This is a genomic window from Allosaccharopolyspora coralli (assembly GCF_009664835.1).
Lineage (GTDB): Bacteria > Actinomycetota > Actinomycetes > Mycobacteriales > Pseudonocardiaceae > Allosaccharopolyspora > Allosaccharopolyspora coralli.
On sequence record NZ_CP045929.1, the window covers coordinates 444,949 to 463,497 of the forward strand.

General features: G+C 70.3%; 17 protein-coding genes and 1 riboswitch. Of the genes, 9 read left to right on the forward strand and 8 right to left on the reverse strand.

The window, feature by feature from the left end:
• Window positions 1-175: 175 nt before the first annotated feature.
• Together GIY23_RS02125 and GIY23_RS02130 are read left to right on the forward strand one after the other, a co-directional pair.
• The gene (locus GIY23_RS02125; RefSeq protein WP_154075123.1) at window positions 176-1,312 is read left to right on the forward strand and encodes a S1 family peptidase; all 1,137 of its coding nucleotides are present in this window, start codon (window positions 176-178) and stop codon (window positions 1,310-1,312) included.
• Between the two features lie 225 nt (window positions 1,313-1,537).
• Complete coding sequence (locus GIY23_RS02130) at window positions 1,538-2,653, forward strand: S1 family peptidase (protein WP_154075124.1); 1,116 nt, start codon at window positions 1,538-1,540, stop codon at window positions 2,651-2,653.
• Between the two features lie 231 nt (window positions 2,654-2,884).
• On the opposite strand, the gene thiE is transcribed toward GIY23_RS02130, so the two are convergent.
• On the reverse strand, window positions 2,885-3,556 hold the full coding sequence (thiE, locus tag GIY23_RS02135; protein WP_154075125.1) for a thiamine phosphate synthase: 672 nt from the start codon (window positions 3,554-3,556) through the stop codon (window positions 2,885-2,887).
• Between the two features lie 92 nt (window positions 3,557-3,648).
• Window positions 3,649-3,757, forward strand: a riboswitch (TPP riboswitch).
• On the opposite strand from thiE, the gene thiO reads away from it, so the two are divergent.
• From thiO to thiG, 3 genes are all read left to right on the forward strand, one after another.
• Window positions 3,749-4,819 (forward strand): glycine oxidase ThiO, encoded by a 1,071-nt coding sequence (gene thiO / locus GIY23_RS02140; RefSeq protein WP_154075126.1) that lies wholly within the window; start codon window positions 3,749-3,751, stop codon window positions 4,817-4,819. Its footprint overlaps the riboswitch before it by 9 nt.
• Complete coding sequence (gene thiS / locus GIY23_RS02145; protein WP_154075127.1) at window positions 4,816-5,016, forward strand: sulfur carrier protein ThiS; 201 nt, start codon at window positions 4,816-4,818, stop codon at window positions 5,014-5,016. The genes thiO and thiS overlap by 4 nt, the downstream gene beginning before the upstream one ends.
• Before the next feature lies 1 nt (window position 5,017).
• Window positions 5,018-5,794 carry a thiazole synthase gene (gene thiG / locus GIY23_RS02150; protein ID WP_323847472.1) on the forward strand — a complete coding sequence of 259 codons (777 nt, stop codon included), beginning with the start codon at window positions 5,018-5,020 and terminating at the stop codon, window positions 5,792-5,794.
• Between the two features lie 261 nt (window positions 5,795-6,055).
• Here thiG and GIY23_RS02155 read toward each other — a convergent pair whose 3' ends face one another.
• The 3 genes from GIY23_RS02155 to thiC all read right to left on the reverse strand — a co-directional run bounded on the left by GIY23_RS02155 (window position 6,056) and on the right by thiC (window position 10,885).
• The gene (locus GIY23_RS02155) at window positions 6,056-8,038 is read right to left on the reverse strand and encodes an FUSC family protein (RefSeq protein ID WP_154075128.1); all 1,983 of its coding nucleotides are present in this window, start codon (window positions 8,036-8,038) and stop codon (window positions 6,056-6,058) included.
• Between the two features lie 156 nt (window positions 8,039-8,194).
• A complete protein-coding gene (thiD, locus tag GIY23_RS02160; protein WP_154075129.1) occupies window positions 8,195-9,130 on the reverse strand; it encodes a bifunctional hydroxymethylpyrimidine kinase/phosphomethylpyrimidine kinase in 936 nt (311 codons plus the stop codon).
• A 117-nt stretch (window positions 9,131-9,247) separates the two neighbouring features.
• Window positions 9,248-10,885, reverse strand: coding sequence for a phosphomethylpyrimidine synthase ThiC (gene thiC / locus GIY23_RS02165; protein WP_154075130.1), 1,638 nt, complete (start codon window positions 10,883-10,885; stop codon window positions 9,248-9,250).
• A 279-nt stretch (window positions 10,886-11,164) separates the two neighbouring features.
• Here thiC and GIY23_RS02170 point away from each other — a divergent pair, with 279 nt between their 5' ends.
• Together GIY23_RS02170 and GIY23_RS02175 are read left to right on the forward strand one after the other, a co-directional pair.
• Window positions 11,165-11,737 (forward strand): Uma2 family endonuclease, encoded by a 573-nt coding sequence (locus tag GIY23_RS02170; protein ID WP_222850217.1) that lies wholly within the window; start codon window positions 11,165-11,167, stop codon window positions 11,735-11,737.
• A 304-nt stretch (window positions 11,738-12,041) separates the two neighbouring features.
• Complete coding sequence (locus GIY23_RS02175; protein ID WP_154075132.1) at window positions 12,042-12,614, forward strand: Uma2 family endonuclease; 573 nt, start codon at window positions 12,042-12,044, stop codon at window positions 12,612-12,614.
• A 4-nt stretch (window positions 12,615-12,618) separates the two neighbouring features.
• Here the strand turns inward: GIY23_RS02175 and GIY23_RS02180 are convergent, their stop codons facing one another.
• Entirely contained in the window at window positions 12,619-13,200 is a 582-nt protein-coding gene (locus GIY23_RS02180; protein ID WP_154075133.1) for a peptide deformylase, read from the reverse strand.
• Window positions 13,201-13,540: 340 nt separating this feature from the next.
• Here GIY23_RS02180 and GIY23_RS23265 point away from each other — a divergent pair, with 340 nt between their 5' ends.
• Window positions 13,541-13,843: a DUF3263 domain-containing protein gene (locus tag GIY23_RS23265; protein WP_407646859.1), complete on the forward strand. Its 303-nt coding sequence runs from the start codon at window positions 13,541-13,543 to the stop codon at window positions 13,841-13,843.
• A complete protein-coding gene (locus tag GIY23_RS02190; RefSeq protein WP_154075135.1) occupies window positions 13,843-14,460 on the forward strand; it encodes a LytR C-terminal domain-containing protein in 618 nt (205 codons plus the stop codon). The genes GIY23_RS23265 and GIY23_RS02190 overlap by 1 nt, the downstream gene beginning before the upstream one ends.
• 19 nt (window positions 14,461-14,479) lie before the next feature.
• On the opposite strand, the gene GIY23_RS02195 is transcribed toward GIY23_RS02190, so the two are convergent.
• From GIY23_RS02195 to GIY23_RS02205, 3 genes are all read right to left on the reverse strand, one after another.
• Complete coding sequence (locus GIY23_RS02195; RefSeq protein WP_187351998.1) at window positions 14,480-16,753, reverse strand: AAA family ATPase; 2,274 nt, start codon at window positions 16,751-16,753, stop codon at window positions 14,480-14,482.
• A gap of 116 nt (window positions 16,754-16,869) precedes the next feature.
• Window positions 16,870-17,775, reverse strand: a complete 906-nt coding sequence (gene pssA / locus GIY23_RS02200) for a CDP-diacylglycerol--serine O-phosphatidyltransferase (RefSeq protein WP_154078547.1) — start codon at window positions 17,773-17,775, stop codon at window positions 16,870-16,872.
• 14 nt (window positions 17,776-17,789) lie between these two features.
• Window positions 17,790-18,518, reverse strand: coding sequence for a phosphatidylserine decarboxylase (locus GIY23_RS02205; protein ID WP_154075136.1), 729 nt, complete (start codon window positions 18,516-18,518; stop codon window positions 17,790-17,792).
• Window positions 18,519-18,549: the final 31 nt, after the last annotated feature.

Genomic DNA, 18,549 nt, shown 5'->3' on the forward strand with positions numbered 1-18,549 from the left:
GGGTGACCCGTTCACAGTCGAGCCGCAACGCTGTGCCCTGCTGAAACCCGATTTCATTGCCGTTTGTATTCCCGGCGTCCACATTTGAGCCGATTGGCGGCTGTGCGGTGTGAACGGCGGCTGAACACTTGCTGTTCTCCGGGTGGTGATCCACCCCACACAAGAGGAGAACGGAATGGCACGAAGATTCGTAGTCCGAGCGGCTGGGACCGTGATCGTGGCAGCCGGAACGGTGGCGGCATTGACCATGCCCGCGACCGCCGATCAGTCGTCGGAGACCTCGACGACCATCCCCGTCGAGCCCAGTCGGCTGCAGGCCATGCAGCGCGACCTCGGCCTTACCCCGCAGCAGGCCGAACAGCGCCTCGCCGGCGAAGCGAAAGCCAACGCCGCAGACGCGGCCCTGCGTGACTCGCTGGGCGCGGCGTTCGGAGGTTCCCATTTCGACGCCGAGACGAACCGACTCGTCGTCGGTGTCACCGACGCCGGCCGGACGAACGAAGTCCGCGCAGCCGGTGCGGACGCCGTGGTCGTCGACGACAGCAAGCGGGAACTCGACGCCACCGCCGATGCGCTCAGCCGCCACTCCGACGCCGCCTCCGACGGTGTGACCGGCTGGTATGTCGACTCGAAGAGCAACCAGGTCGTCGTGACCACCGCCGTCGGCACCGCCGCTGAGGCGGCCGAGTTCGTGCGCTCGTCCGGTGCGGACACAAGCAGCGTCGACGTCGTCGAGTCGGCCGAATCCCCCCGCACGTACGCCAACGTCTACGGCGGTGACGCGTACTACATGGGCTCGGGTGGCCGATGCTCGGTCGGTTTCGCGGTCAACGGCGGCTTCGTGACCGCCGGGCACTGCGGCACCACCGGAACCAGCACCAGCGAGCCCTCGGGCACGTTCGCGGGCTCGTCGTTCCCGGGTGACGACTTCGCCTTCGTCCGGATCACCGCGGCCGACGTCACCCAGCCGCTGGTCAACATGTACAACGGCCAGGGCCGCGCGGTGTCCGGCTCGCAGGAGGCCGCCGTCGGCGCTTCCGTATGCCGTTCGGGCTCCACCACCGGGTGGTACTGCGGTTCGATCCAGTCGAAGAACCAGACCGTCCGCTACCCGCAGGGCACGGTCTACGGCCTGACCCGCACGAACGTGTGTGCTGAGCCTGGCGACTCCGGTGGCTCGTTCATCTCCGGCAACCAGGCCCAGGGCATGACCTCGGGTGGTTCCGGAAACTGCAGCATCGGTGGCACGACGTACTTCCAGCCGGTCAACGAAGCGCTCAGTCGTCTCGGCGTGAGTCTCAAGACCTACTGAGTCGTCCTCCGCACGCTGACGACAGGTCGGGCCGCGCCGTGATCGGTGCGGCCCGACCCTACTTCGGTCGGAGGTCGGCTCGGGCGCGAGCGATCGGCTCCGGACCAGGTCACGACCGTCCGGTGTCGGAAATGCGCCAAAACGAACCTGTGTTCGGAATCACAGGTGATGATGCTGTCTACCGCTTGGGATGGAGGGCCATCCCGACCGAAGTAGGGAGACAGCATGAGGCGCAGACTCGCGGCCCGCCTGGCCGGATCGGTATTTCTGGCGGCGGGCGTCGTAGGGGCGTTCACCGTGCCCGCGACAGCGAACCCCACCGAGACCATGCCGCAGGGCGCGCTCGACGCCATGCAGCGAGACCTCGGCCTCACCGCCGACCAGGCCGAACAGCGCATCGCCCAGGAAGCCGTCGCGAACGACGCCTTCGCGACACTGAGTTCCTCGCTCGGACAGACCTACGGCGGGTCCCACTTCGACGCCGCGACGGGCAAGCTCGTCGTGGGGGTCACCGACCAGTCGGCGTTCGACCAGGTCCGCGCGGCCGACGCCACTCCCGTCCTCGTCGACGACAGCGAACGGCACCTCAACGCGACCGCCGACGCGCTCTCCGCCGCGGCCGACCGTCAGCCCGAGGGCGTCACCGGCTGGTACGTCGACCCCGCCAGCAACCAGGTCGTGCTCACCACCGCGTTCGGTACCGCCGCCGACGCCGCAGGCTTCGTCGAGTCCTCCGACGCGGACGCCACCTCCGTCGACGTCGTCGAGTCCGCCGAGCAGCCGCGCCTGCTGGAGGACGTGATCGGCGGCAACCCCTACTTCATCGGGAGCGGATCCCGGTGCTCGATCGGGTTCTCCGTCGAAGGCGGTTTCGTGACCGCGGGACACTGCGGTTCGACGGGTGATTCGACCTCGCAGCCCAGCGGCACCTTCGCCGGATCCTCGTTCCCCGGCGACGACCACGGCTACGTCGAGGTCAGCTCCGCGACCCCGGTTGGTCAGGTGAACGACTACTCCGGCGGCACCGTCGCCGTCGCCGGTTCGCAGGAATCCGCGGTCGGCTCCTCGGTCTGCCGTTCCGGTTCCACCACCGGCTGGTACTGCGGCACGATCGAGGCCACCAACCAGAGCGTCAGCTACCCGCAGGGCACGGTGAACGGCCTCGTCCGCACCGACGTCTGCGCCGAACCCGGCGACTCCGGCGGCTCGTTCATCTCCGGCGACCAGGCCCAGGGCATGACCTCGGGCGGGTCGGGGAACTGCAGCCTCGGTGGCACCACGTACTACCAGCCCGTCAACGAGGCGCTGGACGTCTACGGCCTCACCCTGGTCACCGGCTGACGACCGGGTGAGAGGTCGCGTGGGTTGATCTGCGCGGGTGGTTCCGTGGCGGAACCTCAGCGCCCTCCTCGCTGCGGGATCGGTTTCTCGAGTAGCGGCCTACGCTACGAAACCGCTGTCCTCGCGAGGAGGGCGCTGAGAACCCGCGGGCGGCTGGGCTGCGTACGTGGTTACTGCGCAGCGGCTCCGCCGCTGACGAGACACGATGACAGCTCATTCGACCAGGAGTTCTCAGGACAGAGCGGCGCGTAGGGCTTCAGCAGCCGCAGCCGGGTCCTCGGCTTCGGTGATTGCGCGGACGACGACCGCGCGCTGCGCGCCCGCCTCCCGCGCCTCGCTCACGGTGTCCAGATCGATCCCGCCGATCGCGAACCACGGTCGGCCGTGGCCGGAGTGCTCGGCGGCGTGGCGCACCAGGTCGAGTCCGGCCGCGGGACGGCCCGGTTTCGTCGGGGTCGTCCACACCGGACCCGCGCAGAAATAGTCCACACCGGACTCCGTGGCCGCCGAGTCGGCTTGCGCCACGTCGTGCGTCGAACGGCCCACGACGATCCGATCTCCCACGACGCGCCGGGCGAGCCCCACCGGCAGGTCGTCCTGCCCCAGGTGCAGGACGTCCGCTTCGACGGCCAGCGCGAGGTCGGCGCGGTCGTTGACCGAGAGCAGCTTGTCGTGCCGCACACACGCCTCCGCCAGCACCTCCAGCGCGGCGAGTTCGTGGCGCGCCTCCAGCGGCGCCCCGTGCGGCGACTTGTCCCGCAGTTGAATGATGTCCACGCCGCCCGCGAGTGCCGCGTCGGCGAACTCGGCGAGATCGCCCCGCTCGGTCCGTGCGTCCGTGCACAGATACAGCCGGGCGTCGTCGAGGCGGGCGCGAATTCCGTGACCGTCCAGTCCTGGCATGGTCCACAGCCTAGGACCACTCGTGCGCTCGAACCGGTGGCGGTGGGTCACACCGAAGGCTGACGGACGTGCTCCCGGTCGGTACGGTGAGAAGTGGTCCGCACGGGAGTCCGGAGGAACCGGACTGAGAGGGGGCTCACCGCCCCGACCGTCGAACCTGATCCGGGTGATGCCGGCGCAGGGAGCAGGGAAGTGTCGCAGCAACGTTCGCACCGGGTCGCCGTCGTCGGCGGTGGCGTCGTCGGCCTGTCCGTGGCCTGGCGCGCCGCCTCGTCGGGGTCTCGCGTTCGCCTGGTCGACCCGGCCGTGGGCTCCGGCGCGTCGTGGGTCGCGGGCGGCATGCTCGCGCCGATCGCCGAAGCCTGGCCCGGGGAAGAAGAGCTGCTCACGCTCGGTGCCGATTCGCTCGCCCGGTGGCCCGCCTTCGCCGAGGACCTCGCCGCGGACTCCGGTCGCCCGTCAGGGCTTCGCCGCGACGGCACCCTCGTCGTCGGTGTCGACAGCGCCGACCGGGCGGAACTCACGCGCCTCGAAGAACACCTGTCGTCGGTTGGGCGCACCGTCACGCGGCATCCGGGCCGTGAGCTTCGCCGACTCGAACCCGCGCTCGGTCCGGCGGTCCGGGCGGGCCTCGAGGTTCCCGGCGACCTCGCCGTGGACAATCGCGTGACGCTCGCCGCGCTGCGGGACGCGTGCCGGGCACGCGGCGTCGAGTTCGTCGCCGAATCGGCCCGCGCCGTCTCACCCGGCACGGTCGAACTCAACGAAGGGTCGCTGACCTGCGACGTCGCCGTCATCGCGTGCGGTGCGCACTCCGGCTCGCTGCATCCGAAACTCGACGGCAGGCTCCGGCCCGTCAAAGGCGAGATCCTGCGGCTCCGGCACCGGGGCAGCGCCCTGCCGCCGCCGCGCCGCACCATCCGGGGTCCCGTGCACGGCAGGCAGGTGTACCTGGTGCCGCGCGACGACGGGATCGTCGTCGGCGCCACCCAGTACGAAGTGGGGTTCGACACCGATGTCACCGCAGGCGGTGTCCGGGACCTGCTCGCCGACGCCGAGCAGCTCGTGCCCGGCCTCAGCGAGTACGCCGTCGACGAGGTCACCGCGGGCTTGCGCCCCGGCACCGACGACAATCTGCCGATCGTCGAGACCCTCGAGCCCGGCGTCGTCGCCACCACCGGCCACCACCGCAACGGGTACCTGCTCGCGCCGCTGACCGCCGAGACGGCGGTCGAGCTGCTGCAGGACGGAGGACGCACATGACCATCACCATCAACGGCGCCGACCACGGCGTCGAGGCGGACAGCAGCCTCGCGACGATCCTCGCCGCGTACGGCGTCGCCGAGAAGGGCGTGGCCGTCGCGGTCGACGGAGCCGTCGTCCCGCGCGCGTCGTGGCAGGACACGATCGTGCCCGACGGTGCCGCCGTCGAAGTACTCACCGCCGTGCAGGGAGGATGACGTGACCGGCATCGATCCGACCGAACCGCTGGTGATCGCCGGCCGGAAGTTCGACTCGCGGCTCATCACCGGCACCGGCGGGGCGTCGAACCTCGCCGTGCTCGAACGAGCGCTGGTCGCCTCCGGCACCGAACTGACGACCGTGGCGATGCGCCGCTCCGACGCCGAGGGCCGCAGCGGGGTGCTCGACCTGCTCGGACGACTCGGCATCGACGTTCTGCCCAACACCGCAGGCTGCCGGAGCGCCGCCGAAGCCGTCCTGACCGCGCGGCTCGCACGGGAAGCGCTCGAGACGAACTGGGTGAAGCTCGAGGTCGTCGCCGACGACGACACTCTCCTACCGGACCCGGCGGAGCTACTCGACGCCGCCGAACAACTCGTCGACGACGGGTTCGTCGTGCTCGCCTACACCAACGACGATCCGGTGCTGGCGCGGAAACTGGAGGAGATCGGGTGTGCCGCGGTCATGCCGCTCGGCTCGCCGATCGGGACCGGTCTCGGGATCCGCAACCCGCACAACATCGAGATGATCGTGTCCCGGGCGTCGGTGCCGATCGTGCTCGACGCCGGGATCGGCACCGCCTCCGACGCGGCACTGGCGATGGAACTCGGCTGCGACGCTGTGCTGCTGGCGACGGCGGTGACCAGGGCGAACGACCCGGAACGGATGGCTACCGCGATGCGTTCCGCCGTGCACGCCGGCCACCTCGCCGCGCACGCGGGCCGCATCCCGCAACGCTTCTGGGCCCACGCCTCCAGCCCCGACCGCGACACCTGACCCACCCACTCCCACACCTTGTGGACAAAGTCCGCTCTAAGCTCAGCGTTGTGCGGCCTGCGGTCGGGCATAGGGCGTCGACGGTTTCCCTTCCGCCTACGCAGACCGGCCACCGGCGGGTTCTCATCTCGTGGCTGGCGAGGACAGCGTCGACGTGGTGTAGGTGGCTACTCGATGTCGGCGATCCCGCAGCCAGCCGCGAGGTGAGGTTCCGCTACGGAACCGCCAACGCAGATCACCCCGCGACCCTCTCAAGACCACCTATCGGATGCGGTGGCGTTCGGGGCGGACGAAGGAAACGGTGTAGCTCTTCCACGGGTCGTCGTGGCCGAGGGCCCGGTCGATGGCCCCTCGCGCGTGCAACGCGTTCTCCAGCATCGAACTCGCCAACAGCTCGGTCGCCGGGGCGCTGCCCGTCGGCACGTCCGGAATACGCGCCTCGTGCTTGCCGCCGAGCAACGCGTCCACCGCCTGCAACGCCGGGGTCGCCACGGCGCGCTCCTTCTCCGGCCGGAACGCGAGCGAGGCCACGTCCTGGCGCAGCGCGTCGAGCGCGATCGCCGCATCCCGCGTCGCTTCCCGATCCTCGGTCTCCGCGGCCGTGCCGTCGATCAACGCAGGCATCCCGAGCAAGTCCTGGGTACGGCGCAGCGCGAGGACGTGCGCGGACTGGAGCGCCTCGCGCAGGTCCGCGCCCCTGCCGGCGGCACGAACGCTGCGCAGCAACTCCGAGACCGCCCACACCGTCGAGCGCACCGAGCCGCGGACGTTCGGCACCACGCTGCCCGGCAGCACCAGGTAGCTCACGTAGCCGACGATGAGCGCGATCGCCGCGCCGACCGCCGTGTTCCCCGCGAAACTGATCGCCACGTTCGCCAGCGGCCGTCCGAGTTCCATCGCCTGATGGACGACGGTCACGGTGATCAGGGCGCCGAGCAGCACCTGATAGTCCGAGCGCATCCGGTCGGCGCGCAGCATCATGCCCATGATCACCAGCGGAACGAACAGGAACGTTCCCGGTACGAGCGTGATCACGACAGCGAGAGCGACGACCCCGAGCACGGCGCCGCCGGTGCGTTCCAGCGCGCCCGTCATGCTGTCGCGGGCGGCGGGTTGCAGCACCACGTACAGACCGAGCAGCAGTGTCGAGGCCGACGGGTCGCTGAGCAGCAACACGATCACCATGCCGGCGCCGACCGCGAGGGTGCAGCGCAGCGCGTGCCGGAACAGCGACGAGCGCAACGACAGGTGTGCCTTGGCCGCGCCTTTCGCGCGTTCCCACCGGCCGATCCGCGCTTCGGGGGTCGCGGAGATCTCGGACCGTTCCTGCACGGCCGCGCGGATCCGGTCGAGGCCCTGGTTGATGCCGCGCACCGCGGTCGGCAGCTCCTGGCGGCCGCCCTCCAGCACCGCGGCCGCCGGATCACGTCGCGCCTCGGGCGGGAGCCCGGTGCACGCCTTGGCCCGGACGGAGACGGCGAGTTCGGAGGCGATCCGGTCCGCCTCGGCGACGATCCGGCGCAGTTGTTCGGCCTCGGCGCGGTCGGCCCGTCCGGCCTGCGCGAGCAGCGTCTCCCGTGCCGCGCGGAAACGGGACGCCCCGGCGAGCACCTGACCGAGCCAGGTGGCCGCGCCGTCGTTGCGCCACGCCGTCGCGGCGCGCTCGACCACGCCCGGGCCGGGCTCGGTCAGTGTCAGCGCCACCGCGTTCCTGGTCCAGCGGGTGGGGTCGCTCAACCCGATGATCACACGCAACGCGAGGGCGAACAGTGCGCCTGCCCCCGCGGCCGCGAACAGCAGGGCGGCTGGTTGGTCCGTGCCGATCCCGGTCGTCGTGGACACGAGGGTCGCGGCGGCGAAGGTCTGGCCGACGAGCCGGTAGTGCTCACCGAGCGCGGGCAGCATCCCCGCGCCGAACACGACCGCCGCGACGAGCAGGCCCGCCAGGACGGGCACCGACCGCAGCAAGGGGCCGACCGCCATCACCAGCGTCACGGCGGGCACGAACCACGCGAACCGGTGCAGGTCGGCGCGCAGCGACTGCCCACCCGCGCCGACGAGAGCGAACACCGCGGTCAGACCGGCGACCAGGCCGAGCGTGCGGAGGTCGAAGACCCACCCGGCGACGGTGGCGGCCACGGCCGCGACGACCACCATGGTCGTGTACTGGTGCTGGCGCGGATCGGGCGCGCCCGTCCGGGTGGCCAATCGGCGATACACGTCTTTCATCAGCGATACAGCCACGGGTTCGATCATCCCTGATCCGGTCAGTGGTTCGACAGCAGCCGCAGCCTGCGGTGTCGAGGGTCCACTCGACCGGGCTACGCGGCCTTCGTGCAGTGTGTCGGGCCGAGGCCCTGTCGGGTTACCGGCGCGGGATGGAAGTCACCCCACCGGTGGTCAGATCGAGCGCGAGCTCACCCGCCAGAAGGTCGAGACCGGGCCGACGCCGGCGCCGAGCGGATACGCGTGTTCGACGCTGCGGGTGACGAACCGCTTGCCGCACCGGACCGCGTCGGGCATCGAGGCGCCGCGCGCGAGCGCGGCCGTGATGGCCGAGGCGAACGCGTCGCCCGCGCCGTGGGTGTGCTCCGTCGTGTAGCGCGGGCCGACGAGATCGAGCGCCTGCTCGCCGTCGAAGAGCAGGTCGACGCACTCGGGGTCGTCCGGAAGGTGACCGCTCTTGATGAGCACCCATTCCGGTCCGAAGTCGTGGATCGCTTTGGCCGCGTCCCAGAGATCGGCGCGCGTGCGGGCCTCGATCCCGGTGAGCAGCCGTACCTCGTCCAGGTTCGGTGTCACGAGCGTGGCGCGCGGGAAGGCGTCGTGACGCAGGCCGTCGAGAGCGTCCTCGTGCAGCAGCGGTTCCCCGCTGCGGGACGCGGCGACCGGGTCGATCACGAACGGGGTGCGTCCCCCGCGGCCGAAGCCGTGCTTGTCGGCCATCTCGACGACGGCCTCGATCGTCGCGGCGGAGGCGAGCACACCGGTCTTGGCGGCGTCGACCCCGATGTCGGAGGCCACGGCGTCGATCTGGGCGGCGACCACGGCGGGCTCGATCTCGACGAGCCCGGTGACGCCGACGGTGTTCTGCACGGTCACGGCTGTCACGGCGGTCATGCCGTGGACTCCGCAGGAGAAGAAGGTCCGCAGGTCGGCGTGCATTCCGGCACTGCCACCGGAGTCCGAGCCTGCGATGGTGAGCGCGGTCGGCGGTGCGGCGTCGTGCGCGGGAGCCACCGTGTGCGTACCCGGCGCTGCGGGAGCCGAGGGGCCGACGTGGCCCCCGAACGGGGAGGTGTGGGCCCGGCCTCGCGGTCCCTGTGGTTCGTGCATCCCCGTCATCCTAGGCCGACGCCTCGCGCCCCCGTGACCAGCGCCGCTCCCGCCTTGTGTTGGGGCGAACGGCACTCTCGCCCCACATGACGAGGCGAAAGTGCCGTTCGCCTCACCTCAATCGACGACGGGGAGGTAGACGGAGTTGCCGGAGTCGGCGAACTCCTCGGACTTCTCCCGCATCCCGGCCTCGATGGCCTCGACGCTGGTGAGGCCGTGCTCCTCGGCGTATCGGCGCACGTCCTGGGTGATCTTCATGGAGCAGAACTTCGGGCCGCACATCGAGCAGAAGTGCGCCGTCTTGGCGGGCTCGGCGGGCAGTGTCTCGTCGTGATAGGCGAGCGCGGTGTCCGGGTCGAGGGCCAGGTGGAACTGGTCCTGCCAGCGGAACTCGAAGCGCGCCTTCGACAGTGCGTCGTCCCACTCCTGGGCCCGGGGGTGCTCTTTGGCGAGGTCGGCGGAGTGCGCGGCGATCTTGTAGGCGATCACGCCTGCCTTGACGTCGTCGCGGTTCGGCAGACCGAGGTGTTCCTTCGGGGTGACGTAGCACAGCATCGCCGTCCCGGCCTGCGCGATGGTCGCGGCACCGATCGCGGAGGTGATGTGGTCGTAGCCGGGAGCGATGTCGGTGGCCAGCGGCCCGAGGGTGTAGAACGGCGCCTCCTCGCACAGCTCCTCCTCGAGCCGCACGTTCTCGGCGATCTTGTGCATGGGCACGTGCCCGGGACCCTCGATCATCACCTGCACGTCGTGCGATTTGGCGATCCTGGTGAGTTCGCCGAGGGTTTCCAGCTCGGCGAACTGGGCGCGGTCGTTGGCGTCGGCGATGGAGCCGGGCCGCAGTCCGTCGCCGAGGGAGAACGTCACGTCGTAGGAGCGCAGGATCTCGCAGAGCTCGGAGAAGTGCTCGTAGAGGAAGCTCTCGCGATGGTGGGCGAGGCACCACGCGGCCATGATCGAGCCACCGCGGGAGACGATGCCGGTGACGCGCTGCGCGGTGAGCGGGACGTAGCGCAGCAACACTCCCGCGTGGACGGTCATGTAGTCGACGCCCTGCTCGCACTGCTCGACGACGGTGTCCCGGTAGATCTCCCAGGTGAGCTTCTCCGGAGAACCGTCGACTTTCTCCAGCGCCTGGTAGATCGGAACGGTGCCGATCGGGACCGGTGAGTTGCGCAGGATGCGCTCGCGGGTCTCGTGAATTCGTTTGCCGGTGGACAGATCCATGATCGTGTCCGCGCCCCAGCGCGCGGCCCACACCATCTTCTCGACCTCTTCCTCGACGGACGAGGTGACCGCCGAGTTGCCGATGTTGGCGTTGACCTTCACCAAGAAGTTCTTCCCGATGATCATCGGTTCGATCTCGGGGTGCTTGCGGTTGGCGCAGATGACCGCGCGCCCGATCGCGACCTCGTCGCGCACGAACTCGGGGCGGACGCCCTCGCGTGCGGCGATGAAGCGCATTTCTTTCGTGACGGCACCGGCTTTCGCGGCAGCGAGTTGGGTCGGGTGCTCGGTCGCCCATCCTTGCCGCAGCGGTTCAAGTCCCCTGTGGACGTCCACTGTGGCCGGATCGTGGGTGTAGGGGCCCGAGGTGTCGTAGACGTCGAGGTGTTCGCCGTTGGCGAGGTCGATGCGTCGCGCCGGAGTGCGCAGACCCTCGTCGGTGTCGTGGTAGACCTTGCGCGAGCCGCGGATCGGGCCCGTGGTGATGGTGTGCTGGTCGGTGGACGTGTGAGGGCGCACGTCGGCCATGAGCGAATTCACTCCCTACGCCGGCATTATCCGGTCAGGTTCGGGCGGTCGGCGACGCCGGACACGATGTCCAGTCGCCCTCTCAGCGCGCTTCCGGTGCGAGCTCCCGCGTTGCAGTTGTCGAGCCGACCGTAGCGCCCCCGCGACGGCGTGCCAACCCCGTTCACTCCGATGACGGCACGCGCGCCGTCCGGCTACGCTGATGAGCAGGCTCGACCCTGACTGTCAGAGGTGATCGCTACCGTGGGTGCAGACAACGACACAGGAAGTGATCGCGCTGTGACTGCTGAAGTTCTTCTGCCGTCCGCTTGGGAGAACCTGGTTCGGACGTGGCAGGAGCTGGACGTCCCTGAGGGCTGGCGCGCGGAGATCATCGAGGAGAGCATCGTCATGACCCCGCCGCCGGACACCGGGCACAACCTGATCGCCAGCCGAGTGACCAAGGCACTGGTGCGAGCGATTCCCGACGACTGGGAGATTTTCCAGACCCAGGGCGTGTCCGTGCCGCTGCGGAGCAGCGTGTTCATTCCCGACTTGGTGGTGATCCCACGGGAGCGGGTGCCGGGCGGCGATCCTGCCGAGCCGACGCCGATCGAGCACGCACTCCTGGCCGTCGAGATCACCTCGCGCAGCAACGCCGACACGGACCGGAAGACCAAGCTGTGGTCCTACGCGCACGGAGGCGTGCCGCTGTACCTGCTCGTCGATCGGTTCGCCGAGAACGGGCCGGAGGTCATGCTCTACTCGAACCCGGAGAACGGCATCTACCAGGACACTCACCGCGCGCCGTTCGGCAAACCGGTGACACTACCGGCGCCCTGTGAGCTGACGATCGACTCCGGCGAGTTCTGAGTGCTCACATCTCGTCGTCGAACGGGTCGATCGTGAGTGTAGGGGCCGCAGTTGTCATAGAGCCGCGGCGCTCGCCGTTGGCGAGGTCGATGCGCCGCGTCGGCGGTGATGCGGTGCTGGTCGGTGGACGTGTCAGGACGGCCGTGTCGAGTTGCTCCCGACGTCGGCGTGAATCCAGGTCGGGGTCGCGCGGTCGGCTACGCCGGACACGCTGTCCGGCTACGCTGATGAGCAGGCTCGACCCTGACTGTCAGAGGTGATCGCTACCGTGGGAGCAGGCAACGGCACAGGAAGTGATCGCGCTATGGCTGCTGAAGTCCTTCTGCCGTCCGCTTGGGAGAACCTGGTTCGGACGTGGCAGGAGCTGGACGTCCCGGAGGGCTGGCGCGCGGAGATCATCGAGGAGCGCATCGTCATGACCCCGCCGCCGGACACCGGGCACAACCTGATCGCAGACCGAGTACACAAGACGCTCGTGCGTGCGGTCCCGGACGAGTGGGCGATCCTGCAGACCCAAGGCGTCGCGGTCCCGTTGCGCAGCAGCCTGCTCATCCCCGATCTCGTGGTGATTCCGAGGAAACGGCTTGCTGCCTGCGAAGAGCCCGGGCCGACGCCGATCGAGCACGCACTACTCGCAGTGGAAATCACGTCGAACAGCACCACGAACACCGACCGGAAGACCAAGCTCTGGTCCTACGCGCACGGAGGCGTGCCGCTGTACCTGCTTCTCGACCGTTTCGCGGAAGGCGGCCCGGAGACGCTGCTGTATTCGAATCCGTCCGGCGGGATCTGTCAGGACACTCACCGCGCGCCGTTCGGCGAGCTGGTGACGCTCCCGGCGCCCTTTGAGCTGACCATCGACTCCGGCGAGTTCTGAGTGCTCACATCTCGTCGTCGAACGGGTCGGATTCCTCGCGCGGGTCCCACGACAGGCCAGGAACGCCCCACCCGTTGCGTTTGACGGCCTTCTTCCCCGCTCGGGCGTGCCTGCCGACGAGCCGCTCGAGGTAGAGATGCCCGTCGAGGTGGTCGGTCTCGTGTTGCAGGCACCGCGCGAAGAATCCGGTTCCTTCCACGTCCACAGGAGAACCGTCCACAGCAGACCCTTTGACCCGCGCGTGTTCCGCGCGCCCGGTGGGGAAGTTCTCCCCGGGGACCGACAGGCAGCCTTCCCAGTCGTCGTCGGGATCCGGCATCATCCCGTCCGGGCGCTCCGAGGTTTCCAACTCGGGGTTGACGACGACGCCGCGATGCTGCGCGCCGGTGTCGTCCGGGCAGTCGTAGACGAACACCCGCAGGTCCACGCCGATCTGGTTGGCCGCGAGTCCGACGCCGTTCGCGACGGCCATCGTCTCGAACATGTCGTCGACGAGTGTCCGCAGCTCGGCATCGAAGGCTTCGACCCGCCTGGTCGGGTGGTGCAGAACGGGGTCGCCGACGATGCGGATCGGGTGCACAGCCATGGGTCGGACCCTATCGGTCCGCACGGCGTGCGCGGGATCCGTGTCCGCCCGTGCGATCGAGCGCGCCACGCGGGGTCTCGGAACGCAGAGCCCGTGGGCGGGTTCATGATGTAATGAACGCCGGAATCACACGGCTGTGATTCCGGCGGACCCGGGGTGACCCGATCGCGAGGCGAGGAGCTGCATGGACGCCGCCCAGATGTTGACCGCGCAGGAGATCGCGCGCCAGTGCGAGCAGTTGGCGCGCACCGAGGGCCAGCGCAAGTCCGTGGCGACGCCGGTGCGGCACCTGCGGCCCGCCGATCCCGTCACCGAGCCGATCCCGCGGGTGGTCGAGCCGATCGCGACGTCCTCGCCGGAGCTGGCCGCCGAGATCCCGTCGGCGGACGGGGCGCTCGATGAGCGCGAGCGCGGGATCCTCGCGTTCGAACGTCAGTGGTGGAAGCGCAGCGGGGCCAAGGAACGGGCGATTCGCGAACTGTTCGACATGTCCTCGTCGCGCTACTACCAGCTGCTCAACGCGATCCTGGACCGGCCCGAGGCATTCAGGGCCGACCCGATGCTGGTCAAACGTCTCCGCAAGGTGCGCGCGAGCAGGCAGCGCGCGCGGGCCGCCCGACGACTGGGAATCGAGTTGCACTGATGAGCACTCCTGGACCGTCCGGCCGGACCGTGGCCGGCTTCGCCCTCGTCGGTGTGGGCGTGCTGGCCGCCGTGGTCGGCTTCACGACCCTCGGTTCCGGCGAACGGGACAGTGTGGCACAACCGCCGGAGTCCTCGGTGGTGACGCCGCCACCCGAGGAGACGCAGACCTCGGAACTGCAGCTGCCGGGCGAGGAGGAGACGGCGCCTCCCACGCAGGACAGCCCGCCCCCGCGGCCTCCGTCGCCCGCGGACCCCCCACCGGCCGAGCCGCCGCAGCCGCCGCGCCCGCCGGAGCAGGGCGGCGAGCAGAGCGCCGAGGGCACCGTCGTTCGCGTCTACAACAACAGCACGATCTCGGGGCTCGCCGAGCGGGCCGCCGCGGATTTCCGTGGCGTCGGCTCGGTGGTCGCCGAGACCGGAAACTACGCACAGGGCACGATCTACACCACGACGATCTACTACCGTCCCGGCACTCCGGAGGAGGAGCAGGCGCGGTTCCTCGCCGAGCAGTTCGACGCTCGCGCCGAGCCCCGCTTCCCAGGCCTGGCCGAGTCCAGTGACGGGGTCATCGCGATCGTCACGAACGACTACCAAGGTCCGAAGGACGGCAAGTAGTCGTTCGGGTGAGCGACGGTCAGTTCCCACGTTGGGTCGCGTAGCTCTCCAACGACGCCAGTTGCTCGGGATCGAGCGAGGGCCGAACCGATTCTCGCGCGGAGGCGAAGTGTCGCGCGGACACTTCGGCGGCGTCGAGTGACTCCCGCATCGCCGTCAGCGCGGATTCCCGAACCAGTGCGGCACAGTCGGCCGCGGAGTAGCCGTCGAGTTCGTCCGCGAGGGACCTGATGTCCACATCGGACGCGAGTGGGGTGTTCGTCGCGGCCGCCCGGAGGATCTCCGTACGCGCGTCGGAGTCCGGTGGCGGGACGTACACGAGACGTTCGAGCCTGCCCGGTCGCAGCAGCGCGGGATCGATGAGTTCCGGCCGGTTCGTCGCGCCGAGCACGACGACGTCGCGCATCGGCTCCACGCCGTCGAGCTCGGTGAGCAGCGCCGCCACCACGCGGTCCCCGACGCCCGAGTCGGACGACTGTCCGCGGCGGGGCGCGAGCGAGTCGACCTCGTCGAGGAACACCAGCGACGGCGCGGCATTGCGGGCACGCAGGAACAGTTCCCGCACGGCGCGTTCGGACTCGCCGACGAACTTGTCGAGCAGCTCGGCACCCTTCACCGACAGCACGTTGAGCTTGCCGCTGCCTGCGAGTGCCCGCACGAGGAACGTCTTGCCGCAGCCGGGTGGACCGTAGAGCAGCACCCCGCGCGGCGGGTCGACGCCGAGCCTGGTGAACGAGTCAGGGTACTGCAGCGGCCACAGGACGGACTCGGACAAGGACTGCTTGGTCTCGACCATGTCGCCGACCTCGTCGAGGGTCAGGCCTCCAGTTCGCAGTGTGTCCGAAGTAGACATCGACAGTGGTCGAACCGAGGACACCGCGTCGAGCAGGTCCTGCTGGGCGATCCGTGGCTCGGAATCCGTTGCGGTGTCGGCGGATCCGTGTCGCATGGCGGCGCGGACCGCGGCTTCCCGGCACAGCGCGACGAGGTCGGCGGCGACGAATCCCGGCGTCTGCTCGGCGACGTCGTCGAAGGCGACGTCGTTCTCCAGCGGTGCTTGCCGCAGCAGGACGCGCAGCAGGTCCGTCCGTTGCGCCGTGTTCGGGAGGCTGAAGGTGAGTTCCCGGTCCACGAGGCCGGGTTCCCGCAGGCGCGGGTCGACCGACTCGGTCCGCGAGCTGGTGACTACCACGGCGAGCCCTGCGGTGCTGATCGCCTCGCGCAGTGCGTCGAGCGCGACCGTGGCGACCGGCGGCGGGTCGGACGCGGGCAGCAGATCGTCCACATCGGTCACGAGCAGCACGCACCGGGAACCGGCGGTGGCCTCCGCGAGCGCGGACCGCCACCGCTTCGCCGCCGTCGCCGGTTCGAGCGCGGCGATGCTCGGTGCGTTGACCTCGACGAGCGTGGCGCCGACCGACGCGGCCACGGAGCGTCCGAGGGTGGCTTTGCCGACGCCGGCCGGCCCGCTCAGCAGAACGCCGAGCTCCGGTGTCGCGCCGAGGTGGCGCAGCAGGCCGGGCTGATCGAACGAGAGCCGCAGCCATTCGGCCAGGCGCAACGCGTTGTCCTGCGCGCCGACGAGGTCGGTTGTCTCCACTGCGAGCTCGCGAGGGGAGTCCGTGGCCGGCTCATCGGGTGAGTCCACGGGCTCCGGAACCGGCTCGGCGACGGTCGCCGCCGACGAGCCCGGTGCCGGTGGGGGTTCTGCGAGTGCCGCCGACCCGGTGGCGGCGCTCCGCCAGTCCACGACCGTCGAGGGCTGCACCACGACGGCCCCTTCGGGCTCGGTCGAGGCGATGGTGATGAGCTCGGTAGTCCACGTCCGGCCGAGCGTGTTCGACAGCCTGCGACGAACCTCCGGGGCCCCGCCGCGCGTGTGCGGCGCCAGGTCCTGCGGCAACAGCGAGACGGTGTCGCCGGTCCGGAACACCTTGCCGGTCAGCGCCAGCCGGACGGTGTCGGCCGGAACGGACGCCGCGGCGATCCGCGAGCCCGACACCGTCACCCGCCGGGCGGTACTCACCCGGCACGGCGCGACGACGACCTCCGTGCCCTCGGCCAAGCCGAGGTTGCTCAGCGCGATCTCGTCGGCGAGAACGACTCCGGTGGCGGCGCCTCTCTCGGCTGCCGCCGCCAGCGCGACGGTGGTCCTGCTGCCGGTGAGCTGCACGGCGTCCCACGCACGCAGCCCGAGCGCGTCGAGGACCTCGGGGTGCAACCGGACGACGCCGCGCCGGGTGTCGGCGGCCGAGGAGGACAGGCGGAGCGTCAGGGTGATCGATGCGGACACGCCGCCGAGCTTAGTGGCCGCGGGTTGAGGCTGTGGCGGCCACAGTGCGCCGAGGGAATCTACGCAGACCGGCCACGCCTACCACCGACGCGGATCAATCCGCGCGACGCGGTCGCTCACCGCTCCCGGCGGATGCCGAGAGTACGTTTCCCCTGGCGGTTGCGCTGCCCGTTGCGGCGGGCGAGCCGAACCCGGCGAGCGGCGCCTGCGACGCTGCGGCGCAGTGGTGGACGCAGCCCGAGACGGCGCTGCGTACGGCGGATGGCGCGGCGTTCGCGCGGGGGTGCCGACCACGCCTCCGGATGCTGGGCGAGCCACGAGTACCGGTAGACCGCGTACGGCACGTGCGCGAGGTAGACCACCAGCGCCACGGCCAACGAGATCCGCGGGAACACGATCACGCCTGCCGCGAGCAGCGCCACGAGCACGAGCAGCGGCGCGACCATGCGAGGCGGCACCTTCACGGTCTTCAGCGACAGGGTCGGCACCCGGCTGACGGCCAGCGCGGCGATCGCGAGGATCCACAGCATCAGCACGGTCTGGTTCGACCACCAGCCCTGACCGAACTGCGCCGTCAGCAACAGCGGCAGCAGCGCGAGCAGTCCGGCCGCCGGGGCGGGGACGCCGACGAAGAACTCCTTGGTGAACGGCGGTTGTTCGTCGTCGTCGAGCAGGGTGTTGAAGCGTGCGAGCCGCAGCACCATGCACACCGCGAACACGAGGGCCACGACCCAGCCGAGGCGGTTGCCCTGCAGGTGCCAAACGTAGAGCGTCAGTGCGGGTGCGACACCGAACGACATGGCGTCGGAGAGCGAGTCGAGCTCGGCACCCATCTTGGTGGTGGCGTCCAGCAGCCGCGCGATGCGCCCGTCGAGCCCGTCCAGGACGGCGGCCACCGCCACGGCGGCGATGGCGCCGGTGAGCTGCTGGTTGAGGGCGAACTGCACGGCCGACAGGCCCGCGCACATCGCGAGGACGGTGATCGCGTTCGGCAGCAGCCGGACGCCGGGGCTGCTGCGCATGCCGTCGACCGCGCTCACGCCCGCTCGCTTACCCGGGGGACGGGCAGTTCGGCGAGCACGGTCTCGCCGCCGATGGTCCGCTGGCCGGACTCGACGAGGATGCGGGACCCCGCGGGGACGTACAGGTCGACGCGGGAGCCGAACCGGATCAGCCCGTACGTGTGCCCGGCGAGAACCTTGTCGCCTTCGTTGACCGAGCACACGATGCGGCGTGCGACGAGTCCCGCGATCTGCACGACCGCGACGTCGTGGCCGCTCTCGGCACGCAGCAGGACCGAGTTGCGCTCGTTGTCCTCGCTGGCCTTGTCGAGGTCGGCGGAGAGGAACCTGCCCGGCCGGTAGGCCACGGTCGTGGCCTCGCCGGTGACGGGGAGCCGCTGCACGTGCACGTCGAACACGGTGAGGAAGACGCTCACCCGCGTCATCGGCGTGGCCCCGAGGCCGAGTTCCGGCGGCGGGGTGGCCGACTCGACGCGCGAGACGGTGCCGTCGGCAGGGGCGACGGCGATTCCGCCCCGGTCGGGTGTGACACGGCGCGGCTCGCGGAAGAACCAGGCGCACCAAGCGGTGAGGAGGCCTCCGGCCAGACCGGCGATCCGGGAGCGGCGCCGCAGCAGCAGCGTCAGCGCGGCGGCGCCGAGGACGAAGGGGCGCCCGGCGGGGTGCATCGGCGGCACGGTGTCCCTGGCGAGCCTGGCCAGGTGCGCCGGTGTGCTGGTGGGGGCGTGGTCGTCGCTGCTCATCGGGGTGCTTGCCTCGTGGGTCATGGTCGGG

Bases quoted from the DNA above. Each gene is read 5' to 3' on its own strand.
- thiE (WP_154075125.1), bottom strand. From the start codon at position 3,556: ATGCCAGGACTGGACGGTCACGGAATTCGCGCCCGCCTCGACGACGCC.
- GIY23_RS02190 (WP_154075135.1), top strand. From the start codon at position 13,843: ATGAGCACTCCTGGACCGTCCGGCCGGACCGTGGCCGGCTTCGCCCTC.
- pssA (WP_154078547.1), bottom strand. From the start codon at position 17,775: ATGCGCAGCAGCCCCGGCGTCCGGCTGCTGCCGAACGCGATCACCGTC.
- GIY23_RS02130 (WP_154075124.1), top strand. From the start codon at position 1,538: ATGAGGCGCAGACTCGCGGCCCGCCTGGCCGGATCGGTATTTCTGGCG.
- GIY23_RS02175 (WP_154075132.1), top strand. From the start codon at position 12,042: ATGGCTGCTGAAGTCCTTCTGCCGTCCGCTTGGGAGAACCTGGTTCGG.
- thiS (WP_154075127.1), top strand. From the start codon at position 4,816: ATGACCATCACCATCAACGGCGCCGACCACGGCGTCGAGGCGGACAGC.
- GIY23_RS02180 (WP_154075133.1), bottom strand. From the start codon at position 13,200: ATGGCTGTGCACCCGATCCGCATCGTCGGCGACCCCGTTCTGCACCAC.
- GIY23_RS02205 (WP_154075136.1), bottom strand. From the start codon at position 18,518: ATGAGCAGCGACGACCACGCCCCCACCAGCACACCGGCGCACCTGGCC.
- GIY23_RS02125 (WP_154075123.1), top strand. From the start codon at position 176: ATGGCACGAAGATTCGTAGTCCGAGCGGCTGGGACCGTGATCGTGGCA.
- thiC (WP_154075130.1), bottom strand. From the start codon at position 10,885: ATGGCCGACGTGCGCCCTCACACGTCCACCGACCAGCACACCATCACC.
- thiD (WP_154075129.1), bottom strand. From the start codon at position 9,130: ATGCACGAACCACAGGGACCGCGAGGCCGGGCCCACACCTCCCCGTTC.